Annotated in this window: 19 protein-coding genes, 16 tRNA genes and 3 rRNA genes; all 38 read right to left on the bottom strand. The window is 39.1% G+C overall.

What is annotated here, in order from left to right; genetic code table 11:
* Nucleotides 1-47: 47 nt before the first annotated feature.
* Nucleotides 48-1,928, bottom strand: coding sequence for a ribonuclease J (locus WKK_RS05840; protein ID WP_006845165.1), 1,881 nt, complete (start codon nt 1,926-1,928; stop codon nt 48-50).
* Nucleotides 1,929-2,291: 363 nt separating this feature from the next.
* Entirely contained in the window at nt 2,292-2,528 is a 237-nt protein-coding gene (locus WKK_RS05835) for a hypothetical protein (RefSeq protein ID WP_006845164.1), read from the bottom strand.
* 18 nt (nt 2,529-2,546) lie between these two features.
* On the bottom strand, nt 2,547-3,152 hold the full coding sequence (locus tag WKK_RS05830; RefSeq protein WP_013989754.1) for a hypothetical protein: 606 nt from the start codon (nt 3,150-3,152) through the stop codon (nt 2,547-2,549).
* Nucleotides 3,152-3,553 carry a DUF948 domain-containing protein gene (locus WKK_RS05825; protein ID WP_006845162.1) on the bottom strand — a complete coding sequence of 134 codons (402 nt, stop codon included), beginning with the start codon at nt 3,551-3,553 and terminating at the stop codon, nt 3,152-3,154. Before WKK_RS05825 ends, WKK_RS05830 begins: the two co-directional genes overlap by 1 nt.
* Nucleotides 3,554-3,773: 220 nt before the next feature.
* Complete coding sequence (locus WKK_RS05820) at nt 3,774-6,770, bottom strand: DNA translocase FtsK (RefSeq protein WP_013989753.1); 2,997 nt, start codon at nt 6,768-6,770, stop codon at nt 3,774-3,776.
* A gap of 212 nt (nt 6,771-6,982) precedes the next feature.
* On the bottom strand, nt 6,983-7,357 hold the full coding sequence (gene rbfA, locus WKK_RS05815; RefSeq protein ID WP_006845160.1) for a 30S ribosome-binding factor RbfA: 375 nt from the start codon (nt 7,355-7,357) through the stop codon (nt 6,983-6,985).
* A 57-nt stretch (nt 7,358-7,414) separates the two neighbouring features.
* Nucleotides 7,415-9,667 (bottom strand): translation initiation factor IF-2, encoded by a 2,253-nt coding sequence (gene infB, locus WKK_RS05810; protein WP_006845159.1) that lies wholly within the window; start codon nt 9,665-9,667, stop codon nt 7,415-7,417.
* Nucleotides 9,664-9,984 (bottom strand): YlxQ-related RNA-binding protein, encoded by a 321-nt coding sequence (locus WKK_RS05805; RefSeq protein WP_006845158.1) that lies wholly within the window; start codon nt 9,982-9,984, stop codon nt 9,664-9,666. The genes infB and WKK_RS05805 overlap by 4 nt, the downstream gene beginning before the upstream one ends.
* On the bottom strand, nt 9,974-10,273 hold the full coding sequence (gene rnpM, locus WKK_RS05800; protein ID WP_006845157.1) for an RNase P modulator RnpM: 300 nt from the start codon (nt 10,271-10,273) through the stop codon (nt 9,974-9,976). The genes WKK_RS05805 and rnpM overlap by 11 nt, the downstream gene beginning before the upstream one ends.
* Before the next feature lie 16 nt (nt 10,274-10,289).
* Nucleotides 10,290-11,444, bottom strand: coding sequence for a transcription termination factor NusA (gene nusA, locus WKK_RS05795; protein WP_013989752.1), 1,155 nt, complete (start codon nt 11,442-11,444; stop codon nt 10,290-10,292).
* Between the two features lie 17 nt (nt 11,445-11,461).
* Nucleotides 11,462-12,145, bottom strand: coding sequence for a ribosome maturation factor (locus WKK_RS05790; RefSeq protein WP_013989751.1), 684 nt, complete (start codon nt 12,143-12,145; stop codon nt 11,462-11,464).
* Nucleotides 12,146-12,305: 160 nt separating this feature from the next.
* On the bottom strand, nt 12,306-12,989 hold the full coding sequence (locus WKK_RS05785; protein WP_013989750.1) for a 5'-methylthioadenosine/adenosylhomocysteine nucleosidase: 684 nt from the start codon (nt 12,987-12,989) through the stop codon (nt 12,306-12,308).
* 60 nt (nt 12,990-13,049) lie between these two features.
* Nucleotides 13,050-13,352 carry a hypothetical protein gene (locus WKK_RS05780; RefSeq protein WP_006845153.1) on the bottom strand — a complete coding sequence of 101 codons (303 nt, stop codon included), beginning with the start codon at nt 13,350-13,352 and terminating at the stop codon, nt 13,050-13,052.
* 1 nt (nt 13,353) lies between these two features.
* Nucleotides 13,354-13,776 (bottom strand): NUDIX hydrolase, encoded by a 423-nt coding sequence (locus WKK_RS05775; protein WP_006845152.1) that lies wholly within the window; start codon nt 13,774-13,776, stop codon nt 13,354-13,356.
* Nucleotides 13,777-13,925: 149 nt separating this feature from the next.
* Nucleotides 13,926-14,141, bottom strand: coding sequence for a cold-shock protein (locus WKK_RS05770; RefSeq protein ID WP_006845151.1), 216 nt, complete (start codon nt 14,139-14,141; stop codon nt 13,926-13,928).
* 5 nt (nt 14,142-14,146) lie between these two features.
* Nucleotides 14,147-14,509 carry a DUF3397 family protein gene (locus WKK_RS05765; protein ID WP_006845150.1) on the bottom strand — a complete coding sequence of 121 codons (363 nt, stop codon included), beginning with the start codon at nt 14,507-14,509 and terminating at the stop codon, nt 14,147-14,149.
* A gap of 289 nt (nt 14,510-14,798) precedes the next feature.
* Nucleotides 14,799-15,917, bottom strand: coding sequence for an ATP-grasp domain-containing protein (locus WKK_RS05760; protein WP_013989749.1), 1,119 nt, complete (start codon nt 15,915-15,917; stop codon nt 14,799-14,801).
* Between the two features lie 12 nt (nt 15,918-15,929).
* Entirely contained in the window at nt 15,930-16,589 is a 660-nt protein-coding gene (locus tag WKK_RS05755) for a glycoside hydrolase family 73 protein (RefSeq protein WP_006845148.1), read from the bottom strand.
* Between the two features lie 85 nt (nt 16,590-16,674).
* On the bottom strand, nt 16,675-17,538 hold the full coding sequence (locus WKK_RS05750) for a helix-turn-helix domain-containing protein (RefSeq protein WP_013989747.1): 864 nt from the start codon (nt 17,536-17,538) through the stop codon (nt 16,675-16,677).
* Nucleotides 17,539-17,925: 387 nt separating this feature from the next.
* Nucleotides 17,926-18,013, bottom strand: a tRNA-Ser gene (locus WKK_RS05745).
* Between the two features lie 26 nt (nt 18,014-18,039).
* A tRNA-Ile gene (locus WKK_RS05740) sits at nt 18,040-18,113 on the bottom strand.
* A gap of 4 nt (nt 18,114-18,117) precedes the next feature.
* Nucleotides 18,118-18,189, bottom strand: a tRNA-Gly gene (locus WKK_RS05735).
* A 46-nt stretch (nt 18,190-18,235) separates the two neighbouring features.
* Nucleotides 18,236-18,307 (bottom strand) — tRNA-Gly (locus WKK_RS05730).
* A gap of 32 nt (nt 18,308-18,339) precedes the next feature.
* Nucleotides 18,340-18,412: transfer RNA gene (locus tag WKK_RS05725), tRNA-Phe, on the bottom strand.
* Nucleotides 18,413-18,419: 7 nt separating this feature from the next.
* Nucleotides 18,420-18,493, bottom strand: a tRNA-Asp gene (locus tag WKK_RS05720).
* A gap of 3 nt (nt 18,494-18,496) precedes the next feature.
* Nucleotides 18,497-18,570, bottom strand: a tRNA-Met gene (locus WKK_RS05715).
* A 22-nt stretch (nt 18,571-18,592) separates the two neighbouring features.
* Nucleotides 18,593-18,682: transfer RNA gene (locus WKK_RS05710), tRNA-Ser, on the bottom strand.
* A gap of 35 nt (nt 18,683-18,717) precedes the next feature.
* A tRNA-Ile gene (locus WKK_RS05705) sits at nt 18,718-18,791 on the bottom strand.
* A 14-nt stretch (nt 18,792-18,805) separates the two neighbouring features.
* Nucleotides 18,806-18,879 (bottom strand) — tRNA-Met (locus WKK_RS05700).
* Between the two features lie 29 nt (nt 18,880-18,908).
* A tRNA-Pro gene (locus WKK_RS05695) sits at nt 18,909-18,982 on the bottom strand.
* Between the two features lie 34 nt (nt 18,983-19,016).
* Nucleotides 19,017-19,090, bottom strand: a tRNA-Arg gene (locus WKK_RS05690).
* A 16-nt stretch (nt 19,091-19,106) separates the two neighbouring features.
* Nucleotides 19,107-19,190, bottom strand: a tRNA-Leu gene (locus tag WKK_RS05685).
* Between the two features lie 2 nt (nt 19,191-19,192).
* Nucleotides 19,193-19,265: transfer RNA gene (locus WKK_RS05680), tRNA-Thr, on the bottom strand.
* 36 nt (nt 19,266-19,301) lie between these two features.
* Nucleotides 19,302-19,374 (bottom strand) — tRNA-Lys (locus WKK_RS05675).
* 2 nt (nt 19,375-19,376) lie between these two features.
* A tRNA-Val gene (locus WKK_RS05670) sits at nt 19,377-19,449 on the bottom strand.
* A gap of 6 nt (nt 19,450-19,455) precedes the next feature.
* Nucleotides 19,456-19,572, bottom strand: a 5S ribosomal RNA gene (gene rrf / locus WKK_RS05665).
* A gap of 92 nt (nt 19,573-19,664) precedes the next feature.
* Nucleotides 19,665-22,579: ribosomal RNA gene (locus tag WKK_RS05660) — 23S ribosomal RNA — on the bottom strand.
* A gap of 310 nt (nt 22,580-22,889) precedes the next feature.
* Nucleotides 22,890-24,470 (bottom strand): 16S ribosomal RNA (locus tag WKK_RS05655).
* The 16S, 23S and 5S rRNA genes sit together here with 16 tRNA genes alongside, the layout of an rRNA operon.
* Between the last annotated feature and the right edge of the window lie 176 nt (nt 24,471-24,646).

Below are 24,646 nucleotides of genomic sequence, written 5' to 3'. Positions count from 1 at the left end.
AAAAAATAAGAAGTTGAAATAATATAATTTCAACCCCTTAAATAAAATTAATTTTTAGTTTCATTAACGTCATTGGCTTTGACATTATTTTCGTTTGGTCGCTTATGGCGAGGACGCTTTTTATTACTATTAGGCTTATTTTCAGTTTTATTATTTGTTACTTCTTTTTTCGATGATTCTTGGTTACTATTCTTAGGGGAACTTTGATGTTCATCCCCCTTTTTATTAGGGCTTCGGCGTCGACGTCCATTTTGATTAGCTTCCATAATAACCGGTAAAATCACTGGCTTACGATGTGTTTGATCGTACAAAAACTTACCTAAGGCATCACGAACAGAGCTCTTTAAATTACCCCAATCAAATTCTTTAGAATTTTTGATCCCCGCAGCTACAGTAGTTTCAACTAATTCTGTTGCTTCTTTCATCAATTCACGTGAAGTTTTAACATATACAAAACCTCGTGAATCGATTTTAGCATTTGCCACAATTCTCTTTTTCTTACGATCAATCGTGATCACTGCAATGAAAACACCATCTTCTGACAAAATACGTCGGTCATTTAAGACGATTGATCCAATATCACCAACACCAGATCCGTCAATCATAGTAGCATTAACTTGAATTGAGCCGCTCAATTCAAATTTACCATTTTCTTCTAAGACCAATCGATCCCCATTTTCCAAAATAAAGATATTGTCATCAGAATAATTCAATTCTTTGGCTGCTCGAGCACCTGAATTTAATAAACGATATTCCCCTTGAACCGGTAAAATATTTTCCGGTTTCATCAAATTCAACATCATTTGAAAATCATTCTTAGAAGCATGTCCAGATGATTTCATATCATTTGAAATTTGTTTAACATCAGCTCCTGCTCGGAACAACATGTCTCGAGTTCGGGCAACATAACCTTCCATTGCAGTAGACGGAGTCGTTGTTATGAAAACAAGATCTCCTGTTTGAATCTTGATATTACGATCATCCCCATGCGCCATCCGTTGAAGATGTCGAACAGGTTCTCCCATCTTACCAGTTTCCAAAATGACAGTTTCTTCTGGCTTTAAGGAATCCATATTTTTTAACGACACAAACAACTCATTCTCAGGAATTGGTAAGTCCAATTTACCCAGATTAAGTGCTGTTCGAACAACCTTTTCAATATCATTTCCTGATAATACCAGTTTTCGTTGATTTTGAAAAGCAGCGTTAATTACTTGTTGTATACGTTGAATATTTGAGGCAGCTGATGCCACAATAATCCGTCCAGCATGGTGCCGGAAAGTTTCAAAAATATACTTAGCAATTTCTGATTCATGCGCAGTTTGCCCAATATTACCAGTCCCAGCTGCATCAATCAAAAGAGCTTTTACCCCTTTACGGCCAATTTCAGCTAAACGCATTAAATCACTTTGATAAGCACCTTGTGCTGTGGTATCAAACTTAAAATCACCGGTATAGACAATTTGTCCTTCTGGCGTACCAACGACAATCCCCAAAGAATCGGGAATGGTATGCGTGGTTTCAAAGAAAGAAATCTTAACTGCTCCAAAATCAATTTCTTGACTTCCCTTCACCACATGATAATCGTCGAAACTCTTGATTTCAGAATCATTATTGATTGCCAATTTAGCAAGCTCAATTGTTAACTCTGAACCAAAAATAGGTGCTGAAATTTGTTTCAAAAGATAAGGCAATGCACCAATAGCGTCTGCATGCCCATGGGTTAAGAATATTCCTGCAATTTGGTCTGCATGTTCTACTAGATACTTAAAATCAGGAATCACAACATCAACCCCTAAAAGATCACTCTCAGGGTACTGCAAACCAGCATCTAGAATGAAAATATCTTCACCAACTGTAATTGCATACATGTTTTTACCGTTTTCGCGCATTCCACCAAACGGCATAATCGTTAAATTACTACTCATATTATTTTATGTCCATTTTCATTTTTATTTTTTATTCAAAGGAAAAGTTTCCTAAACGTTTTATCAATATATTAAGTTTAACATACCGTTTGAACCAATCAAACATTACTTTTAATTGGTCCAATTTATTCTAACCAAAAGATTTAATATTAATAATCATTAATTCCTATTTTAATGGTTTAATTTATTATTAATAATATATTTTCCTAAAGCAGATGGATACGCTACTTTCATCCATATTATATTAGCAGTGAATTTAAAAAAGAGGTTAGAACAAAAATGTCCCGACCTCTATAAAAGTGTCAAAAGATTCATGATTTAAATGATATTATCCCACATTCTTAAACACCCGTTATATTAATATTAATCTTTATGATCATTAAAATCAGCTTGAGCTCGTTCCATTTGGGCTTGTTTTTCGACTAACGTCACCTGCAACTTCTCAACCTGTTCTAAAACTGGTTCAGACTCACGTTGTAATATCTCGCTTACTCCTAGTAAAACTGCCAATTGTACTTTAGTTTTACGAATAAACCAATAACTAAATCCCAACAATAGAATGAGCGCTAAACCGATAATAATCCATGATAAAATTACCATAATAGGCCCTCTTTCATCTTAATTATGGATCTTACTTAATCTCGTTGGTATCACATCCTCAGCTAAACCTAAGGCAGCTTTAACGTCTGCTTGTTGCGCATCTAAAACGATATCAAATTCAGCTTGAGCTTCATCAATTTTTTTATCAACTTCATTTTTTGAGTTTTGATGATCAGCTACTAAATTACTCTTTGCTTCCGCAAAAACTTTGGCTGCTTGACTCTTGATTTCTGAGTAGTTAGATTGAATCTGATCCATTGTGCCAGGAACATCAATATCTAAATGAGCATCTACCTGTTCAGCCAATGCTTGCTGCCAATAAGTATATTGGTTTTTAGCTTGATTACTAAGATTTATATATTCTTGCTTGAAATCAGCTAATAAAATTTGCCACCCTTCATCATTTTCTTGTGCATATCTTAGTTCACTCATTAAAATATTAAAGTGATCCGTTGTATCATTCTTTAACTGATCCATTTTTACTTTGCTTGCTGCCAATTGATCTAAGAAGCGATCTTGTACTGCCTCTTTTTGCATTGGTGATAGTGAACGATAATAAGCCGTTGCTGCTGCAACCCCCGCTGTTAAAGTTCCTAATAAAATTCCTTTAGTTAAATTTTTCATTATTTTCCCCTCCGACTTGCTTTTTGTTTGCTCTTATTTCTCATATTAAAAAACATATTAGCTGTTGTTGCAGCCGTTCCTAAACTAAAACCTAATCCACTTTTTTTCTTACCAGATTTTTCTTTAATTTTTCTAACAGATTCATTCAATTCAGAAACACTTATTCCCAAATCTCCGGCTGCTTTAAAAACTGGATCAACCGTGACCATTTTACCGTTCACGTCTTTCAAAAGATCATTGGTATTAATCAAAAGGTCATCAGCATCATGCGCGATTAATTTTACATCTTGAGTCACTGAATTTAAAGTTGCACTTAATTGTACTAAAAAATAACCGATAAACAAGACCAATGCTAAAATGGCAATGGCAATAATTAAAAATGAAATATCTCCTGGTGTCATAATCATGTCCTCGTTTTTATAGTTTTTATTATCTAACTTAATTATACACGGTAAATGTATTAATTACTTACCTTTGACCTAAATATATTCTATGATCTTAATAACTTAATACATACCTATAACTATAATCTTTATTTAAATTAAATAAAAAAGCTAAGGAAAATAACCCTAGCTTTTTTAATATCTTATAAAATACCATTATTTTTCATAACAATTTGACCTAATTGTTCAATTGTTCTTGACTGGCATACCACTGTTCTTTATTCATCAAGACCGGACGCCTTTTACCACCTGTTGCGCTGCCAATCACGCCCTGTGCTTCCATATCATCGACTAATCGTGCTGCACGATTATAACCCATACGGAAGTGACGTTGCATCATTGAAGCTGAAACTTCACCTTCGATTGCAGCAAAGTCTAGTGCGTCGTCCCACATTTCATCTAACATACTTTTGTCATTACCAGATTCAGACCCATTCCCATCCATAGATTTAAGATCAGCATCTGTAATTTCCATATTTTGATCGTATTCTGCGCTACCTTGTTGCTTAATAAAGTTTGTCAATGTTTCTACATCATCATCAGACATAAAGGCCCCTTGAACACGCTCAGCACCATTTGCACCAATAGGTTTAAATAGCATATCTCCACGTCCAAGTAATTTTTCAGCGCCATTTCCGTCCAAAATCGTTCGAGAATCGGTTCCAGAACCTACCGCAAAGGCCATTCTAGATGGCACGTTGGCTTTAATCAAACCAGTAATAACATCAACAGAAGGTCGTTGAGTTGCAACAATCAAATGAATTCCAGCTGCTCGGCCTAATTGTGCGATTCTGACAATAGCTGGTTCAACTTCACCAGATACTGTAATCATCAAATCAGCTAATTCGTCAATAATGACAACTAAATAAGGCATATGTAGTAACTGGCTTTGCCCTTGGGCATTATGTTCATCAACTGCCTTATTATAGCCATCCAAATTTCGAACGCCCATCTCAGCTAGTTTATCAAATCGCTTATCCATCTCAGCAACCACTTTTTTCAAAGCTGCGGCTGCCTTACGCGGCTCTGAAACCACTGGTGTGATCAAATGAGGAATATCATTATATACACTTAATTCTACTTTTTTAGGGTCAACTAACATTAACCGTAATTCTGATGGTTTAGCCTGCAATAAAATTGCTGCCAAAATAGTATTAATTGCTACCGACTTACCAGATCCAGTTGATCCAGCAATTAAAAGATGTGGCATCTTCGTAAGATCCATTTTTACAGTCTCACCGGTTACACTCATACCAATAGGAACTTCCAAAATTTTCTTACGATTAACCCCAACCTTTTCAAACATATTTCGGAATCCAACCACAGCTTGATGTTCATTTGCTACTTCAATTCCAACCAATGATTTACCAGGAATCGGGGCTTCAATTCGCAAACTTTTAGCAGCCAAAGCCATTGCTAAATCATCTGCCAAATTGGTTATTTTAGAAACCTTTACTCCAACTGCCGGTTTAATCTCATATTGCGTAATTGTGGGTCCCAAAACAACTTTTTCAACCGTGGCCTTAATATGAAAGCTCTCTAAAGTTTGTTGCAAAATCCGAGATTTTTCTGCCAATTGATTCTTCTCATCGCTTTGATCGGTTGAATCAGCCTTAGTTAGAAGGCTTACATCTGGCAATTCATATGGTTTAGCACTAACCTGTTGGTTGAATCCGTTCACATCAATGCCGACTTCAGGCGTAGAATGATATTCTTCGGCCACTGTTTGATGCTGTGAGGCTTTATAATTTGCATCTGAGCGAAGCAAATCAACATGACTAGCAGCTGCTGATTTTGGTATTGGTACTTCTTCAGCTTCTGATTTTGGCACTAACTCTGCAGCCAACTCAGCGCCTGATTTAAATTCATTTGTTACAGAACCCAGTTTAGGATCAGGATCAGGTTCAAGTTCAGGTTCAAATTCAGATTCATCAGAATTCGAGTTTCCCGTTTGATCCGAATTATTAAGCGTTGCGATTTCTTCACTATCAAGCAAATTTGGCTCAAGGCTTTCTGCAATCTTTTCCAAATTATTATCTTCAGTAATCCCTGTATTAATCTGCGTAGTTATAACATTCGAATTAAAATTAGGATTAGTTCTGAACTGTATATGTTCCACTTCGTTAACCTTGGTCTGAACCATCGTATCTACTTCTAATTCATCTGAGGAATCTGAATCTAAAATTTCACCTGTCTCAGGATCAATTTGATGCTTAATTGTACTGAAACCAGGTGCTTTGACCGTCTGCATCACTGCGGGACCACCACTTGGTGCAATAATTTCTGGCATTACAAATTCATCTTTGGTAGAAATAGTCTGGTCACTTGCCGGTTCACCAAACTCTGGCGCAAATGGATTCCCATGGATTTCTTTTTGAACATCCTGATTTGAAAAGGGCGTCTCTACCACATTTTTATTAGAGGTGTGTTTACTATTTTTAACCTCAAAATCAGCTTCAAACACTTCTGCTGCAATATTGCTACGTCGCTGTTTATAAGCCTCATTTAATTCTGTCATTTTTTTAGCACTTACTTCAACTGCTGATCGAGTAGAGTCACTAACTTTATTGGCAGTATATTCTGTTGCTGAAAATATTCCTATCATCAAATCTTTAACAGGTAATTTAAAGAGTACTACAACCCCACTAATCAATAACACAACCGCAATAATCCAAGAACCCCAATTAGCTAGTGCTGGATAAGTAAGGGATAGAGTAAGAGCTCCTAAACTTCCTCCACCAACTGATGTTCGAACTAAATTATTATTTATATCCTGTTCAATCAAGCTTGTAACTCTATGTACAAATTGATGATGTTGATTTAAATGATTAAATAACCTAATTGATCCAATAAGAGTCAAACCTAGATAAAAGAGGCCAATACCGATTAAATGTTGTCGCTTAATTGCCGGCATTTTTCCATAAACAGCTAATCCAACTAAAACAATCAAAGTTAAAACTAAAAATAGCTGGTAGGTATCACCAACCACCCAGCGGGTCACATTAGCTAAGAATGCTCCAACAATTCCAAATTGTCCAATGGCAGTGATGGCAGCTAAAATTCCAATTAGTCCAATAATATGAAGAGTATACTTTGTATTTTCTGTTTGCTTTTTACGACTTGTCTTCCGCTTTTTTTTTGCAGCATTTTTCGTGGTTTTTCGTGGACTTGCCATAATTCCTCCCATTGAATTTTATTAATATTATTTTTAAATTGAACAATCAATTAAAAGTATAGCATATCTTAAATTGAAGACATTTTAATCTCTTTAAATCTTATTGTGGTCTTTAACTTTTCATGTTTTGATTAATTTTGCCATAAAAAAAGAAGACATAGAAAAATAATTTTCCAGTCCTCTTTTATAATACAAGTGTTCTAAAATCAAGGTTAATCTTGACGCTTAGGACGATCTTCTGTATGCAGTTGACGAATTAAATCATCAATTTTATTTCCATAAACCACTGAATCATCTTTTTTAAAGAATATCTCCGGTGTTTTATAGATATTCAAAGTTGCTCCAACCTCTTTACGAATTAATCCCGTAGCGGCAGTTAAACCATCTGCTGCTTTTTGATTAACAGAAGCAAGCTCTGACAACACACTATAATAAATTGTAGCTTGTTGTAAATCACCGGTAACTTCAACCCCGGTAATTGTTACATCTTGAACTCGGGGATCCCGAATTCTTTTTAATAAGATTTCATTAACGGAACGTTGAATTTCTTGTTCTAAACGCCCGACCCGGAAATTTTGTTGTGCCATTGGAACCTCCTATAATTAATTATGACAATTTAAATATTTACACTGTCAGAAATAACCTTACTTCGGCTTAACTTCGACCATTTGATAAACTTCAACTTCATCGCCAACTTTTTCATCATTATAATTTTCAATGGTCATTCCAAAGTCAGTTCCATTCTTAACTTCCTTAACGTCATCTTTACCACGACGTAATGAACCAATTTTACCATCAAAAATCACAATTCCATCACGGATTAAACGTACGCTTGAATCCCGCGTTATTTTTCCACTCATCATCATTGAACCAGCAATTGTTCCAACCTTTGAAACACGGAATAGTTCAAGAATTTGAGCCGTTCCAATTACTTGTTCTTCAAAGACTGGTTCCAATTGACCCTTCATAGCAGCTTCGATTTCATCAATAGCGTTATAAATAACAGAGTGCAAACGGATATCAACTGAATTAGATTCAGATTGCATCTTTGCTTGTGGTGTTGGTCGAACGTTAAATCCGACAATGATTGCCCCAGATGCTTCAGCCAAAGTAATATCAGATTCATTAATTGCCCCAACAGCAGTGTGGATAATATCAACCTTAACGCCTTCAACATCGATCTTCTTCAATGAACCAGCTAATGCTTCCACTGATCCTTGTACATCGGCCTTGATGATAACAGGAACAGACTTCATTTCATTTTCAGCCATCTTATCAAAGAGGTCGGCCACTGAAACAACATTATTACGCTTACGATCCAAAAGCAAAGCACGCTTTGCTCGTTCTTCACCAGCTGCACGAGCTGTCTTTTCATCTTCAAAGACCACGAAACGATCTCCTGCTGATGGTACATCATTTAATCCAGTAATTTCAACTGGAGTTGATGGTGTAGCCTCTTTAATTCGACGACCACGATCATTAGTCATCGTACGAACTTTACCAAAGGTATTCCCAACAACAATTGGATCACCAACGTGCATTGTCCCTTGTTGTACTAAGACCGTAGCAGTTGCTCCACGTCCCTTATCCAAACGTGCTTCAATAACTGAACCAGCCGCACGTTGATTAGGATTAGCATGCAAATCCAAAACGTCAGCTTGCAACAAGATCATTTCCAATAATTCATCAATATTTTGACCAAACTTAGCTGAAATATTAACGAAAATGGTATCTCCACCATATTCTTCTGGAATCAATTCGTATTGCATTAATTGATTAATAACATTTTCAGGATTAGCCCCAGGCTTATCAATCTTATTAACTGCTACGATAATTGGTGCGTTAGCTGCCTTAGCGTGATTGATGGCTTCAATTGTTTGTGGCATCACACCGTCATCAGCCGCAACAACTAAGATCGTAATATCGGTGATATCAGCTCCACGTGCACGCATTGCCGTAAAGGCCGCGTGACCAGGAGTATCCAAGAAAGTTATAACTCGTCCATCTAATTTAACTTGGTAAGCTCCAATATGTTGGGTAATTCCACCAGCTTCGCCTTCTGTAATGTGTGAGTTTCGAAGATAGTCCAACAAAGTTGTCTTTCCATGATCGACGTGTCCCATGATAGTAACAACGGGTGCTCGTGGCTCTAAATCATCACTATTTTCTGGCTCAGCTTCAAAGAATTGGTCCAAATCAGTAATGTCAACTTCAACTTTTGGCTCAGCATTAATTCCATAATCCGCAGCCAAAATTTCAATTGTATCAGCATCCAAAGATTGATTTTGGTTGACCATTACACCGAGCATAAACAACTTCTTGATAATTTCTGTTGCATCACGATGAATCAACTTAGCAATATCTTGAACATTCATCCCAACTGAATAAACCAAAGTTTCTGGTAAAGGCTGGTCTTTACGAACAGTTGGTGCTGGACGATTAGCATTATTATTGTTGCGATTACGGTTATTATTACGCTTACCACGGCGATTACCGTTATTATTACCACGGCGATCACTCCAACCACCATTATTATTACGGTTGTTGCGTTGATTACCTTGACTTTTTTGTGCTACGACAACTTTTTTAACAGCAGGTTTGGCTGCTTTAGCTGGTTGATTGTTATTTTCTTGTTCTTTTGGTTTTTGATTCTCAGCTGACTTTTTTTCCACCGGTTGAACCTCTTTTTTATGATTAGCAGGCTTAGCTGCATTTTGGGTTGACTTAGTTGCTTCTTTTGATGCCGGTTGTTTCTTTTGACGTAAAGCCGCTTCTTGGTCAGCGTCTACCGTTGACATGTGCGACTTAACTTCAATTCCAGCAGCTTTAGCCGTAGCGACCAATTCCTTTGATGGAACATTCAATTCTTTTGCTAATTCAAAAATTCGCTTGGTCATTGAGTTTCCTCCTCTTGTTTTAGATATTCTTTCATCTTTTTAGCAAAGCCTCGATCTGAAACTGCCACTAATGAGCGTGCCATACCAGTTGCATCTGCAATTTCTTGTCGAGTTAACATTGTTGAAAAAGCAACGTTATAACTTTGTGTTTTATTAGTAAATTTTTTCTTAGTGCTGTCGCCACCATCTTGTGCAAAGAATACTAGTTGTACTTTTCCGTTACGAATAGCTTTTAAAACCATATCTTCTCCGGTCACTAATTTTCTGGCGCGGCGTGCTAAGCCTAAAAGGTTTAATAATTTTTGTCTATTTTCCATTTCCAAATAATTCCCGTCGTCCTTGTTGATGGTCGACATAAGCAATTAATTCATCATAGAATAGATCATCTAAGTGGGTGCTAAATGCCTTATCAAAAGTACGGCGTTGCTTTGCCTTCTTAGCAATTTCAACATCAACTTTTAAATAAGCCCCCCGACCATTGGCTCGATTAGTTTCATCTAACTTAACCGTTCCATCGGGAGTTTTAACGATCCGAATTAAATCTTGCTTTGGGACCATCTCACCCGTTACAAGATCTTTGCGCATTGGAATTTTACGTTCTTTCATCGCTAACCTCCAAACTCTAGTTTAGGTCAAGTTCTTCAAAAGCTTTTTCGGCCTCATTCATTGTTGGCTTAGTCCCAACTGTTCCAACCTTTTCTTCCATTTCAGCATATACTACGTCACGTTGTGCCTCTGGCTTAATATCAATTGAAAAATTAGTCAATTTAGCTGCTAAGCGAGCATTTTGACCACGCTTCCCAATGAAAAGTGAAAGCTGATCATCTGGAACCAAAACAGTAACACCACGATCATTAGATAGGTCAAAGATTACTTCCAATACCTCAGCCTTATCGGTCGTCCGTAGGGCGTTCACAATAAATTCTGTTGGATCTTCTGACCATTGAATGATATCTAAGTTTTCTCCAGATAATTCAGAAATCACCGTTTGAACTCGTGCACCACGTTGTCCAATCATTGTACCAACAGCATCTAAGTTTTCATTATATGAAACGACTGCAACCTTTGAACGGTCACCAGCTTCACGTGCAATTGCTTTGATTTCAACCGTTCCATCTTGAACTTCAGGAACTTCAGCCTCAAACAAACGTTTTACCAAATTAGGAGCCGTCCGAGAAACGAAGATTTGTGGTCCACGTTTTATTTCTTGCTCTACTTCAGTCAAAAGGACTTTAATTAGATCGCCATTTCGATAACTTTCATTAGTCATTTGATCTTGAGTCTTCATAGCTGCTTCTTTTCCGCCAGGTAATGTTACATATAAGTAACGATTATCCTGATAAGCCACTTCACCCGTGATCACCTCATCTAAGTCATCTTTATATTCATTGTAAACCTTCATTCGTTCGGCTTCACGAACTTTTTGAATAATAATTTGCTTAGCTTTTCCAGCGGCCAAACGACCAAAGTCACCGGGGGTTACTTCAAATTTAATTTCATCCCCAATTTCATAATCTTTATGTAATTTATGTGCTTCTTCTAAACTAATTTGTAAATTATGATTTTCTAATTCTTCTTCTGATACCACGGTCTTAATTTGATAAACTTTAATGTTACCTTTTTTACGGTCAAAATTTACTTCAACATTAGTTGCGTCATCATAGTTTTCTTCATAAGCTTTAGCTAAAGCAACTTCAATAGCATCGATTAAAACTTCTGATTGAATTCCACGTTCCGTCTCTAATGCGTCTAACGCTGCAACGATTTCTTTACTCATTTTTTTATCTCCACTTATTAATCTGCGCTTACTTGACGAGCTTTGGCAATCGCTGTCCTTGGAACAGACACTGATTGCTCTTCGGACTCAATGACTAATTGATCTGCATCAAAGTCTATCAACTCACCCTTAAAGACTTTTTCACCATCAATTTTTTGATAAGTATTTACTTGAACCATTTTATTTAAAGCCCATGCAAAATCTTCATCTGAATTTAAACTACGATCTTGAACTAAGGCTAACTTAGCACCTTTAATTTCGGTCCAAGCTACAGGAGTCGAAATGTTTTTATTCTTGATTGTTTGCTTAATAACTACACCATCATTTTGAATTTCAATTAATTCGCCAATCAAGTCATCATCATTAGCAGCTTGTTGTTTCAAAGTTAGGACAATTTTTTGATTCAAAGCCCATTCATAATCACGCAACTGCACTAATTTACGTTCAGCTCCTGGTGATGAAACATCTAGCATGTAAGCATCTGGAAACGGATCAGGTTGAATCGTATCAACCAATTCTCCGATGATCTCAGTTAAATGAACTAAATCATCCATATTAATGGAACCACTCTTACGATCAACTAAGGCTCGTAAAACCATATCATCATCCATTCGATCATATTCAATCGCCCAAAGCATATAGCCTTGTTCATCAAGTACTGGTTCAATCACATTCCGGACTTTTTCAATAATTTCTGACATAGGACTCCTCCTTTATTCATTAATAAAAATTTAATTTAAATTATGAGCTTCTCCAAAAAAATGAGCGGTCTAGAAAATGTTTCCCAGACCACTCGATTAAGAGCTTTTATTTACACTACTCATCATAGCATTTTAGCCCGGCATTAACAAGACTTGATTCCTAGGCCAAAAAATCGATTAAAACTTTTGCTGATTGTTCTCCAGCAGCCACGACAAATTCGTCATATGACATTCCAGCCTCACCATTTGCATTATCTGAAATTGCACGAACTACTGCAAATGGGATTTTAAATTGAGTAGCAACTTGCGCAATCGCTGCCCCTTCCATTTCACCAGATTGAACTGTTGGAAAATGAGCTTTAATCGCTTGCTTTTGTTCCACAGAATTAATAAAAGTATCTCCCGAAACAATCAACCCAGTTTTAACTTGTGCTTGTTGATCTTGATAAGAAGCAATCAACCCTGAAACTAATTCTACATCAGCTGTAAAACGTGCTGGTTGTTGTGGAACTTGTCCATATTCATATCCAAAGACTTGCGCATCTGCATCGAAGTAGGCTAATTCATCAGCCACCACAATATCACCAATTTTAAGGCCATCCCCTAAAGCACCAGCGGAGCCCGAATTAATCACTCGATCAATTTCAAATTGTGATAATAATAACGTTGCTGTTAAGGCTGCGGCTACTTTTCCAATCCCACCATTAACCACCACAACCTCGTTTGATCCAATCAAACCTTCGTGAAAATCAACACCTTGAATTGTTTTAATGGTTTCGTTTTTCATTGCTGCCAGTAATCCATCCATTTCGGTCTGTTCAGCATTTATAATTCCGTATCTCATTTAGATTACCTCTTGATATGTCTATTTAAATTTTTCACTTAATAGATTAATTTTTTATTCTTATAGAAAAAACAAAACCAACCATGTAATTACACAACCTAGTACTAACCATAAAATAATCCAATTCAAACGATATTTAAGTCGGTCAGTTTTACCAGTTGGCGTTAATTTTCTAGTTTCAGGATCAATTTCAAATTTACCTTTGTGGGTTAAACGGTTCTCTGCTCGTGTCAAAGGTTTTTTTAAATCTTCCCCAGAATACCTTTTTAACTGTTCAAAAACACTTTCTGTTTCTTCCTCAGCAGATAATGTTTTTTTTCGGTTAAAAGGATTATACTTAAAATTTTCCCACGGTTTATTCATATTATTTTGCCGCCTTTAGTCTTAAACTTTGCCAATATAGAAAAGCGAAACTAGTTTTAGCATCATTTAATTCTCCATTTTTAAACATTTGTTCCATTGTTGAAAAGTCTACCCATTCTAGCATTAATTGTTCGTCTGCATCTTGAGGTAAAGCTTTTTTTACCGGTGTTAAATTGGTAGCATAATAGATGAAAATTTTTTCATCAGCAAATCCAATTGATGAATAAAAATTAGTAATTAATTGTAATTCACCAGCTTCTAAACGAACCTCTTCATTTAATTCACGAACTGCCGTTTCAATGGGTTTAAGATCACGTTTATCCATTTTACCAGCCGGTATCTCAATAGTCATAGCACGTACTGCAGCACGCCATTGATGTACGACTAAAATCTGGTCATCCTGATTGATTACAATAATAGCCACAGCCGGTACATGATGTACAATATCTCGGCTAGCAGATGTTCCATTAGGTAATTCGACAGTCTCTTTTACAACATCAATAATATGCCCTGCATATACGGTTTCTTCATTTAAAACCTTTTCTTCATATTCTTTAATTTCTAAATCTTTAATTATTCTTCTCCCAAGTCACGGCTCACTAAAGCAGCTTGTGCTCCACGTACACCGTTAATAACTACTAACTTAACATTTTCGCCAATTTCAAGGTTACGATTTCGGTCTTCAATTCCTGAAAAATGCACAAAAACATCATCTTCATTGGGAACCTCAATATACCCATAACCGTCTTTTTCATTCCAACTTTTCACAATTCCATTAATCTTTTCCATTTTGCTTAATGCCCCCAACCCATAATGATAAAAATAATCAGAGTAATTAATGTGGTTAATTCAATAATTCTCCACCATACTCTGATAAAGCGTCTAAATGTATAATGTTGCCCTAAAAATCCTTGAAATACAGCAAGTGCAATTCCCCATAATATAAACATTAAAAAAAGATAGGGTATAAATGCTAATTGCCAACTCTGAAAGGAAATGGCGCCAATTTCCCACCAAAATAATGGAACAACAATACTAAGAGGTTTGATATGCTTTGGAATCATTTTTATTAACGGTAATGAATGACCCAGATTCAAAAAGATCCAAATAATTAAGATCGCTCCCAAACCAAGCTTCCAATCAAATATTGAAAACATATCAATTCTCCTTTCACTAATTTTTTTATTATAGCATGTAATCCTACTCAAATTAAAAAACGTTTGTTACAATATATTTCAGACGAACGATTAGAAAGAGAGAAAATATGCCCAAAAAGAAAAAATCACGTATGGCTAAAACATTACAAGTTTTCGTTTACTTAATGTTACTTCTAGCTCTTACAAGTGCCTTCATTACCGTTTTTTACATTATTTAAATTTAATGCTTAAAATAGATAAGCCCAATGCTTTCTCTCATCAGAATTCATTGGGCTTTTAATTTTTATTTCTAATCATTAATTTCTTCATCAATAAACCAAATACCTGATACATCGAATTGAGTTTGTAATTTATCCCAGCTATCACCTATCGCAACAACTTCACCCACAACTCCTTTAGCATTAATATTCGGGTAAACCGTTAGTATCCAATTATCACGAATTTCCCACTGTGTGTATAAACGAGGTAGGTGTTCCGGCTCAATACTGCGAGATAAGATCTTATTTTTAACATTATTTTTAATTGGTAGTAAAGCTTGACCTGTAATTGCCCGTAACATTTGCAAGGCAATATCCGAGTTTTCACCCACCTCAGATACTAATTGTCCTGGGTTAATTCCAGTAATAATATCATGTACATATAAATTGTTTTCTGGTGTAACCAAGAAATTAATAGTTAACGCTCCAACATATTGAATAGTCTTTAAAATTTCAGACGTCGTCTCATATAAGGCTTGTTCCATATCTTCTTCAAGTCTGATCCCAGATGCTAATTGTTTAACCCCTTGTTTAGTAGTGACTTCTAGAAGTGGATAACTAACATATTGGTCTTTTTGGTCAATTACTATAGGTAAACTAATCTGTTTGGCGTCAACTGCCCAAGTTTCAACTAATAACTGTCCCCCATCAATTAGAGGCGCAACTAGGCCCAAATCCCAAGACCCCATTAGAATAACTGATTTACTATTTTGACCAGTCTTAAAGATCGATTTAACTCTCACGGGGTATGTTAAAGCACTAGCAGCCAATGCTACTTCATCTAATGTACTAGCCAACTGATATGGCAAGATATTTATTGCATTTTCTTCAAAGAGTCCTCTTAACAAAGTGGCATCACTCGTTAATTCTAATAAGGTTGTCCCTTGTGGTAAATCAATTTCAGCTAAGCGATCCATCATTTGAAATGACAACCAATTTTGATTATAAATAATTACCGTTGATAAGCCAATAAAGTCAGCCCATTGATCGTCCCCCATGAACCAATAATCGGATTCTGTTCGATAATTTTCATACTTTTTTTCGGTAAATAAAGCAACATTTAACCCCATCTTATGTGCATGCCGAATTAAAGGTGCATTATTTGTATTATCACCAAGTATACCAATGGTGCTTCCTGGTAAAATTTGCATTTTCTTTACTCCTTAATGATCATATTGCGTTAAGTTATAAGTCTTTATAATATCTATCAGCTTTACTGCATAATCTGGGTCAGTTGCATATCCGCCATCCACTAATGCTTGAGCGGACTCTTCCACATTACTTCCTGAAACCACTCTAGCATAACGATTAGGGTTATCCGTTGTTCCTTTTAACAATAGATCAGCATGATCTTCCATTGAGGCTTGCCATGAACTATAAACTCGAAAAGGTGCCTTAACTTGTACCCATTTATTATCAATATATTCACTAGTTGATAAATCAATACTTTGCATCCCACTTGAGGCTTTAACCCCAAAAAAGTTATTGTATTTATACGCCAAAGTCGATTTACCCCAGTCCGATTCCAAACCAGCTTGTGCAATACTAATTGATGCACGAATTCCTGTTTGCGTTTGAATATCTTGAGCTTCAGGAGCAATTCTTTGAATAAACTGTTGCTTAGTAAGTTTATTCATTGGTAACTTACTAACATCCACGCTCTGACTGGGCTGATAATGTAACAGATCTGACACGCGACTTACCCCCAACAATAACAAGCATAGTACAATCAAAACCCGTCCAACCTGTAGACGTCCTTTTTTAACAAACACTTTTTTTAAATTAAATTTTTTAATCCATTTATTTCTTTTTTTTGCCATCATACTACCTGCCCAAATCCCTCAATTTTATCTATCTTAATTTTGAAGGCTATTGTCTATATGATACCAAATTTAAGTTAAGATGACCTTAATCAAAATAATCAATTTTATGTTCAGCTAAAAAGGGCTTAATATCATCCATCATAACTGTATCACCTAGTTGTTCCGCACCAGTATAAGCACGGATATAGGCTTTGCATGATTCTCTCTTTTCATTTTGTAATTTTTTTAAACGTCCTTCTACTAAATTTAAGCGCACCAGTTCAGCAGTTAAAGTGACTTTAGACGCATATTCACGTGCTTGTCTTAAAAATTTTTCTGCTACCACCAATGACTTTTGCTCTAATTCAAGTTGCGCGCTTTGTCGATAAATTCCAACAATTATGTTATTGTCTAAAACACTATGTTTAATGCCTTGAAAATTACGTAATTTTTTAAGTGCAATAGAATTGGAATAACGTGCTTTATCACAGTCTTTTAATTTTAACCAAACTTCTGTGGTCACCATCTCAATTTCTAAAATTAGATTTCGTTGTAAAGGCGTGACCGCTACACTAGCATTCTGTAAATCATTAAGTGCTCCAAAAAAATTGCGTGCACTGAGATCTAATTGAGCATGGAGTGTATGAAATAGAGGTTTTGATTCATCCGGCAAATGTTTAATATTACATTGCTTTTTGAGTAATTGCCGCGCTATTCCATAGTTTCCAACATTTAAGGCACTACGCACTGCATTCAAATTCAAATAATTGGGTTCTTCCAAGGAAACAATTTGATCTAAGTCAATTTGTAAACGATGACATAACTCCTGTAATATCACCATACTAGTTATATGACTTTCACTTTCCATTCGTGAAATTAATGATTGATGGCAAATTCCATCAGCTAATGATCTTTGACTTAACCCCATTGATTCTCTTTGATGCTTGAGTATCTCACCCTTAATAATCATCGCAATCCCCACTCTCCTTTAAGATAGTTTCAAGTATATTGGGGAAACGCATACAACACAAGACCTTAATTTATTGTTTCGATCATCTAATAATGTCAATAGAAAATTATTCATATTGTTAAGACATTATTCTTATCAGGATATGAATAACAAACTAAGTGTCATTATATTTCAATTGATATTTAAAAAATATTTTTATGAATTTATACATCAAACAAATTTTTGCTTTATTTTCTTTTTTATATGATTTCAAAAAATGCACACTAAGCTATGTATTCTAATAAATTCAATTTGAATCTTTTTGAATCTTTACTAACAAAAATAAACTCCGTTATACCAGCAATTAGCATGATATAACGGAGTTTTTAATAATTTATTTTATTATAACGGAGACAGAGGGATTCGAACCCTCGCGCCAGTTTCCCGACCTACACCCTTAGCAGGGGCGCCTCTTCAGCCTCTTGAGTATGTCCCCAAATGTTTAACATTCTATTAAACAAATGGGCCTGACAGGACTCGAACCTGTGACCTCTGCGTTATCAACACAGCGCTCTAACCAGCTGAGCTACAGGCCCATAGAGCGGATGACGGGAATCGAACCCGCATTCTCAGCTTGGAAGGCTGGAGCACTAGCCATTGTACTACATCCGCTTAATTAAGTTTGTAAATACCCTTTCCACATTACTTTAACATGGAAAGCGGATGACGGGAATCGAACCCGCATTCTCAGCTTGGAAGGCTGGAGCACTAGCCATTGTACTACATCCGCTTAATTAAAATTTAAAATGGCTTTAAAGCCAATGGCGCGGAAGGGAATCGAACCCCCGACACTACGAGCTTCAATCGTATGCTCTACCAACTGAGCTACCGAGCCATTATAACGGTCACAACGGGGTTCGAACCCGTGATCTCCTGCGTGACAGGCAGGCGTCCTAGCCAACTAGACCATGCGACCAAATTGCGGGTGTAGGATTTGAACCTACGACCTTCGGGTTATGGGCCCGACGAGCTACCAGACTGCTCCAACCCGCGATAATAATATTAAATGAAACAAAGGAGATGGTGGGATTCGAACCCACGCGCCGGTTTCCCGACCTGACGGTTTTCAAGACCGTTCCCTTCAGCCAGACTTGGGTACATCTCCATAATACAATAAGTAACAAAATCCATCAAACACTATGGACCCTGTCGGACTCGAACCGACGACCGGACGGTTATGAGCCGTCTGCTCTAACCAACTGAGCTAAAGGTCCTTGGTTAAGTCAAATCGCGGCGGGGGGGATCGAACCCTCGACCTCCCGGGTATGAACCGGACGCTCTAGCCAGCTGAGCTACACCGCGAAATATAATAATATTTAATCATTATAGAATCGGGACGACAGGATTCGAACCTGCGACCCCCTGGTCCCAAACCAGGTGCTCTACCAAGCTGAGCTACGTCCCGATATTAAATTTTATAATTAGTCCTTAAGACTAAATGCACCTAGCAGGAGTCGAACCTGCAACCTTCTGATTCGTAGTCAGACACTCTATCCAATTGCGCTATAGGTGCGTTATTATATGTTAAATGCTGGATGCCGGAATCGAACCGGCACGATGTTTCCATCGGGGGATTTTAAGTCCCCTGCGTCTACCTATTCCGCCAATCCAGCAATGCCGACTAAAGGGTTCGAACCTTCGACCTCCGCTTTACAAGAGCGATGCTCTACCAACTGAGCTAAGTCGGCAATGGTAATTGCCATTTTTATAATGCCTTTCGGCAATGGATCGTCAGGGGTTCGAACCCTGGACAAATGGATTAAAAGTCCACTGCTCTACCAACTGAGCTAACGATCCAATGGACGTTACAGGGATCGAACCTGTGACCCCCTGCTTGTAAGGCAGGTGCTCTCCCAGCTGAGCTAAACGTCCATGATTGCGTCGCAACTTCCTATCCTCGCAGGAGGCGATCCTCCAACTACTTTCGGCGTGACTGAGCTTAACTTCTGTGTTCGGGATGGGAACAGGTGTGACCTCAGTGCTATCGTTACGACACGCTTACGAGAATTAATTTTCTCAAAACTGAACCATATTGTCAAGTGTTTTTTTAAAAATAAATATAAACGAACCACCACGTCGTATTCAACTTGGTTAAGTCCTCGAACCATTAGTACTAGTCCGCTCCATACCTCACGGTACTTCCACTCCTAGCCTATCTACCTCATCATCTATAAGGGGTCTTACTTCTTTCGAATGGGAAATCTCATCTCGAGGCGAGTTTCACACTTAGATGCTTTCAGCGTTTATCTCATCCGTACATAGCTACTCAGCGATGCTCCTGGCGGAACAACTGATACACCAGTGGTACGTCCACCCCGGTCCTCTCGTACTAAGGGCAGCTCCTCTCAAATTTCCTACGCCCGCGACGGATAGGGACCGAACTGTCTCACGACGTTCTGAACCCAGCTCGCGTACCGCTTTAATGGGCGAACAGCCCAACCCTTGGGACCGACTACAGCCCCAGGATGCGATGAGCCGACATCGAGGTGCCAAACCTCCCCGTCGATGTGGACTCTTGGGGGAGATAAGCCTGTTATCCCCAGGGTAGCTTTTATCCGTTGAGCGATGGCCCTTCCATGCGGAACCACCGGATCACTAAGTCCTACTTTCGTACCTGCTCGACCTGTTAGTCTCGCAGTCAAGCTCGCTTATGCCTTTACACTCTACGAATGATTTCCAACCATTCTGAGCGAACCTTTGAGCGCCTCCGTTACCTTTTAGGAGGCGACCGCCCCAGTCAAACTGCCTGCCAGACACTGTCTTCCACCACGATTAGTGGTGTGAGTTAGAGTGATCATACAACGAGGATAGTATCCCACTATTGCCTCTATCGAAACTAGCGTTCCGATTTCTACGGCTCCTACCTATTCTGTACAAGCTGCACAAGCACTCAATATCAAGCTACAGTAAAGCTCCATGGGGTCTTTCCGTCCTGTCGCGGGTAACCCGCATCTTCACGGGTATTTAAATTTCACCGAGTCTCTCGTTGAGACAGTGCCCAGATCGTTACGCCTTTCGTGCGGGTCGGAACTTACCCGACAAGGAATTTCGCTACCTTAGGACCGTTATAGTTACGGCCGCCGTTTACTGGGGCTTCAATTCGCACCTTCGCCGAAGCTAAGCACTCCTTTTAACCTTCCAGCACCGGGCAGGCGTCAGCCCCTATACGTCATCTTTCGATTTTGCAGAAACCTGTGTTTTTGATAAACAGTCGCCTGGGCCTATTCACTGCGGCTCAGCTTGCGCTGAGCACCCCTTCTCCCGAAGTTACGGGGTCATTTTGCCGAGTTCCTTAACGAGAGTTCACTCGCACACCTTAGGATTCTCTCCTCGACTACCTGTGTCGGTTTGCGGTACGGGCAGGTAAACACTAACTAGAAGCTTTTCTCGGCAGCGTGACATCATGGACTTCTCTACTTTATTTCGATCCTCATCATCACTTGTTCTTAAAGGGATAAGCATTTAACTACTCCCAAAACTTGTGATTTAACCCAGCACTTCCAGTCGCTGGGATCCATTAGCCTTCTGCGTCCCTCCATCGTTCAAACATGTTCACCTGGTACTGGAATCTCAACCAGTTATCCATCGACTACGCCTTTCGGCCTCGCCTTAGGTCCCGACTAACCCTGGGAGGACGAGCCTTCCCCAGGAAACCTTAGTCATTCGGTGGACAGGATTCTCACCTGTCTTTCGCTACTCATACCGGCATTCTCACTTCTATGCGCTCCACCAGTCCTCACGGTCTGACTTCATTGCCCATAGAACGCTCTCCTATCGCGCCACTTACGTGGCACCCGTAGTTTCGGTGGTGTGTTTAGCCCCGGTACATTTTCGGCGCAGAATCACTCGACTAGTGAGCTATTACGCACTCTTTAAATGGTGGCTGCTTCTGAGCCAACATCCTAGTTGTCTATGCAACTCCACATCCTTTTCCACTTAACACACACTTAGGGACCTTAACTGACGATCTGGGCTGTTCCCCTTTCGACAATGGATCTTATCACTCACTGTCTGACTCCCGGACATACGTAATTGGCATTCGGAGTTTATCTTAATTTGGTAACCCGAGATGGGCCCCGCACCAAAACAGTGCTCTACCTCCAATACGCTACATTCCGAGGCTAGCCCTAAAGCTATTTCGGAGAGAACCAGCTATCTCCAAGTTCGATTGGAATTTCACCTCTACCCACACCTCATCCTAGCATTTTTCAACATGCACAGGTTCGGGCCTCCAGTGCGTCTTACCACACCTTCACCCTGGACATGGGTAGGTCACCTGGTTTCGGGTTTACAACTACATACTATGTCGCCCATTTCAGACTCGCTTTCGCTACGGCTCCGGTCTTTCCACCTTAACCTTGCATGTAATCATAACTCGCCGGTTCATTCTACAAAAGGCACGCCATCACCCATTAACGGGCTCTGACTTCTTGTAGGCACATGGTTTCAGGAACTTTTTCACTCCCCTTCCGGGGTGCTTTTCACCTTTCCCTCACGGTACTGGTTCACTATCGGTCACTAGGTAGTATTTAGCCTTGGGAGATGGTCCTCCCAGATTCCGACCGGATTTCACGTGTCCGGCCGTACTCAGGATCCTACACGGGAGATTGTACGTTTTCGTCTACAGGGCTATCACCTTGTTTCGCGTGGTTTCCCAACCACTTCGACTAACATACAATTTTGTAACTCCACAACGGTAGTCCTACAACCCCAAAGTGCAAGCACTTTGGTTTGGGCTCTTCCGGGTTCGCTCGCCGCTACTGACGGAATCGATATTTCTTTCTACTCCTGTTGCTAATGAGATGTTTCAGTTCACAACGTCTACCTTCAACTAGTCTATATATTCAACTAGTGATAACTTGCATAACAAGTTGGGTTCCCCCATTCGGAAATCTCCGGATCAAAGCTTACTTACAGCTCCCCGAAGCATATCGGTGTTAGTACCGTCCTTCATCGGCTCCTAGTGCCAAGGCATTCACCATGCGCCCTTAATAACTTAACCGATCAACTTTCGTTGATGATTCAAGCTTGAGTATGCGACCTAACGGTCACTTGCGATTACCACAATATAAATATTGTGATGAACTAATTAAAAAACTCAAAAAATAACGCGGTGTAATTCACTGTCAATCATCATTGCGATGATCAACTATTGATTTACTCGGTTCAATTTATATTATTATTCAATATAATTGAAATTTTTAAAATTTACTTAAATATGATTCAGTTTTCAAAGAACTAATTGTAGAGAGATAATTCTCTCAAAACTAAATAACGTTTCAACGAATATGCAGGTTTCCGATTTTCCTTAGAAAGGAGGTGATCCAGCCGCAGGTTCTCCTACGGCTACCTTGTTACGACTTCACCCTAATCATCTGTCCCACCTTAGGCGGCTGGCTCCTAATAAAAGGTTACCTCACCGACTTTGGGTGTTACAAACTCTCATGGTGTGACGGGCGGTGTGTACAAGACCCGGGAACGTATTCACCGCGGCGTGCTGATCCGCGATTACTAGCGATTCCGACTTCGTGTAGGCGAGTTGCAGCCTACAGTCCGAACTGAGACAAGCTTTAAGAGATTTGCGCACCCTCGCGGGTTGGCGACTCGTTGTACTTGCCATTGTAGCACGTGTGTAGCCCAGGTCATAAGGGGCATGATGATTTGACGTCATCCCCGCCTTCCTCCGGTTTGTCACCGGCAGTCTTGCTAGAGTGCCCAACTAAATGCTGGCAACTAACAATAAGGGTTGCGCTCGTTGCGGGACTTAACCCAACATCTCACGACACGAGCTGACGACAACCATGCACCACCTGTCACTTTGTCCCCGAAGGGAAAGCTCCATCTCTGGAGTGGTCAAAGGATGTCAAGACCTGGTAAGGTTCTTCGCGTTGCTTCGAATTAAACCACATGCTCCACCGCTTGTGCGGGTCCCCGTCAATTCCTTTGAGTTTCAACCTTGCGGTCGTACTCCCCAGGCGGAGTGCTTAATGCGTTAGCTTCGTCACTCAAGGGCGGAAACCCTCGAACAACTAGCACTCATCGTTTACAGTGTGGACTACCAGGGTATCTAATCCTGTTTGCTACCCACACTTTCGAGCCTCAACGTCAGTTACAGTCCAGAAAGCCGCCTTCGCCACTGGTGTTCTTCCATATATCTACGCATTTCACCGCTACACATGGAGTTCCACTTTCCTCTACTGCACTCAAGTTATCCAGTTTCCAAAGCAATTCCTCGGTTGAGCCGAGGGCTTTCACTTCAGACTTAAATAACCGTCTGCGCTCGCTTTACGCCCAATAAATCCGGATAACGCTTGGAACATACGTATTACCGCGGCTGCTGGCACGTATTTAGCCGTTCCTTTCTGGTAAGATACCGTCACACATTGAACAGTTACTCTCAATGTCATTCTTCTCTTACAACAGTGTTTTACGAGCCGAAACCCTTCATCACACACGCGGCGTTGCTCCATCAGACTTTCGTCCATTGTGGAAGATTCCCTACTGCTGCCTCCCGTAGGAGTATGGGCCGTGTCTCAGTCCCATTGTGGCCGGTCAGTCTCTCAACTCGGCTATGTATCATTGTCTTGGTGAGCCATTACCTCACCAACTAACTAATACACCGCGGGACCATCTCTTAGTGATAGCAAGACCATCTTTTAAACTAAAACCATGCGGTTTTAATTATTATACGGTATTAGCATTTGTTTCCAAATGTTATCCCCTGCTAAGAGGTAGGTTTCCCACGTGTTACTCACCCGTTCGCCACTCATTGCAATGTTGAAAATCAAATCTGAACAAGTTCTTCATATCATTTCAACCACAATACGTTCGACTTGCATGTATTAGGCACGCCGCCAGCGTTCATCCTGAGCCAGGATCAAACTCTCAATTTAAAATTGAAAAGCTTGAGTATAACTCAATCTTTTTTGTTGTTGTTTAACAGTTGTTAAACGAATTTACTAGCGAAATTGACTTCGCAAATGTTTGTATCTTCCATATTATAAATATGAGACACACCTGCACATTTGTTTCATCGAAACGTTATTTAGTTTTCAAAGAACTATTTTCT

This window comes from Weissella koreensis KACC 15510 (assembly GCF_000219805.1).
Classification (GTDB): Bacteria; Bacillota; Bacilli; order Lactobacillales; family Lactobacillaceae; genus Weissella; species Weissella koreensis.
This window is presented reverse-complemented; position numbering and strand designations above follow the sequence as displayed.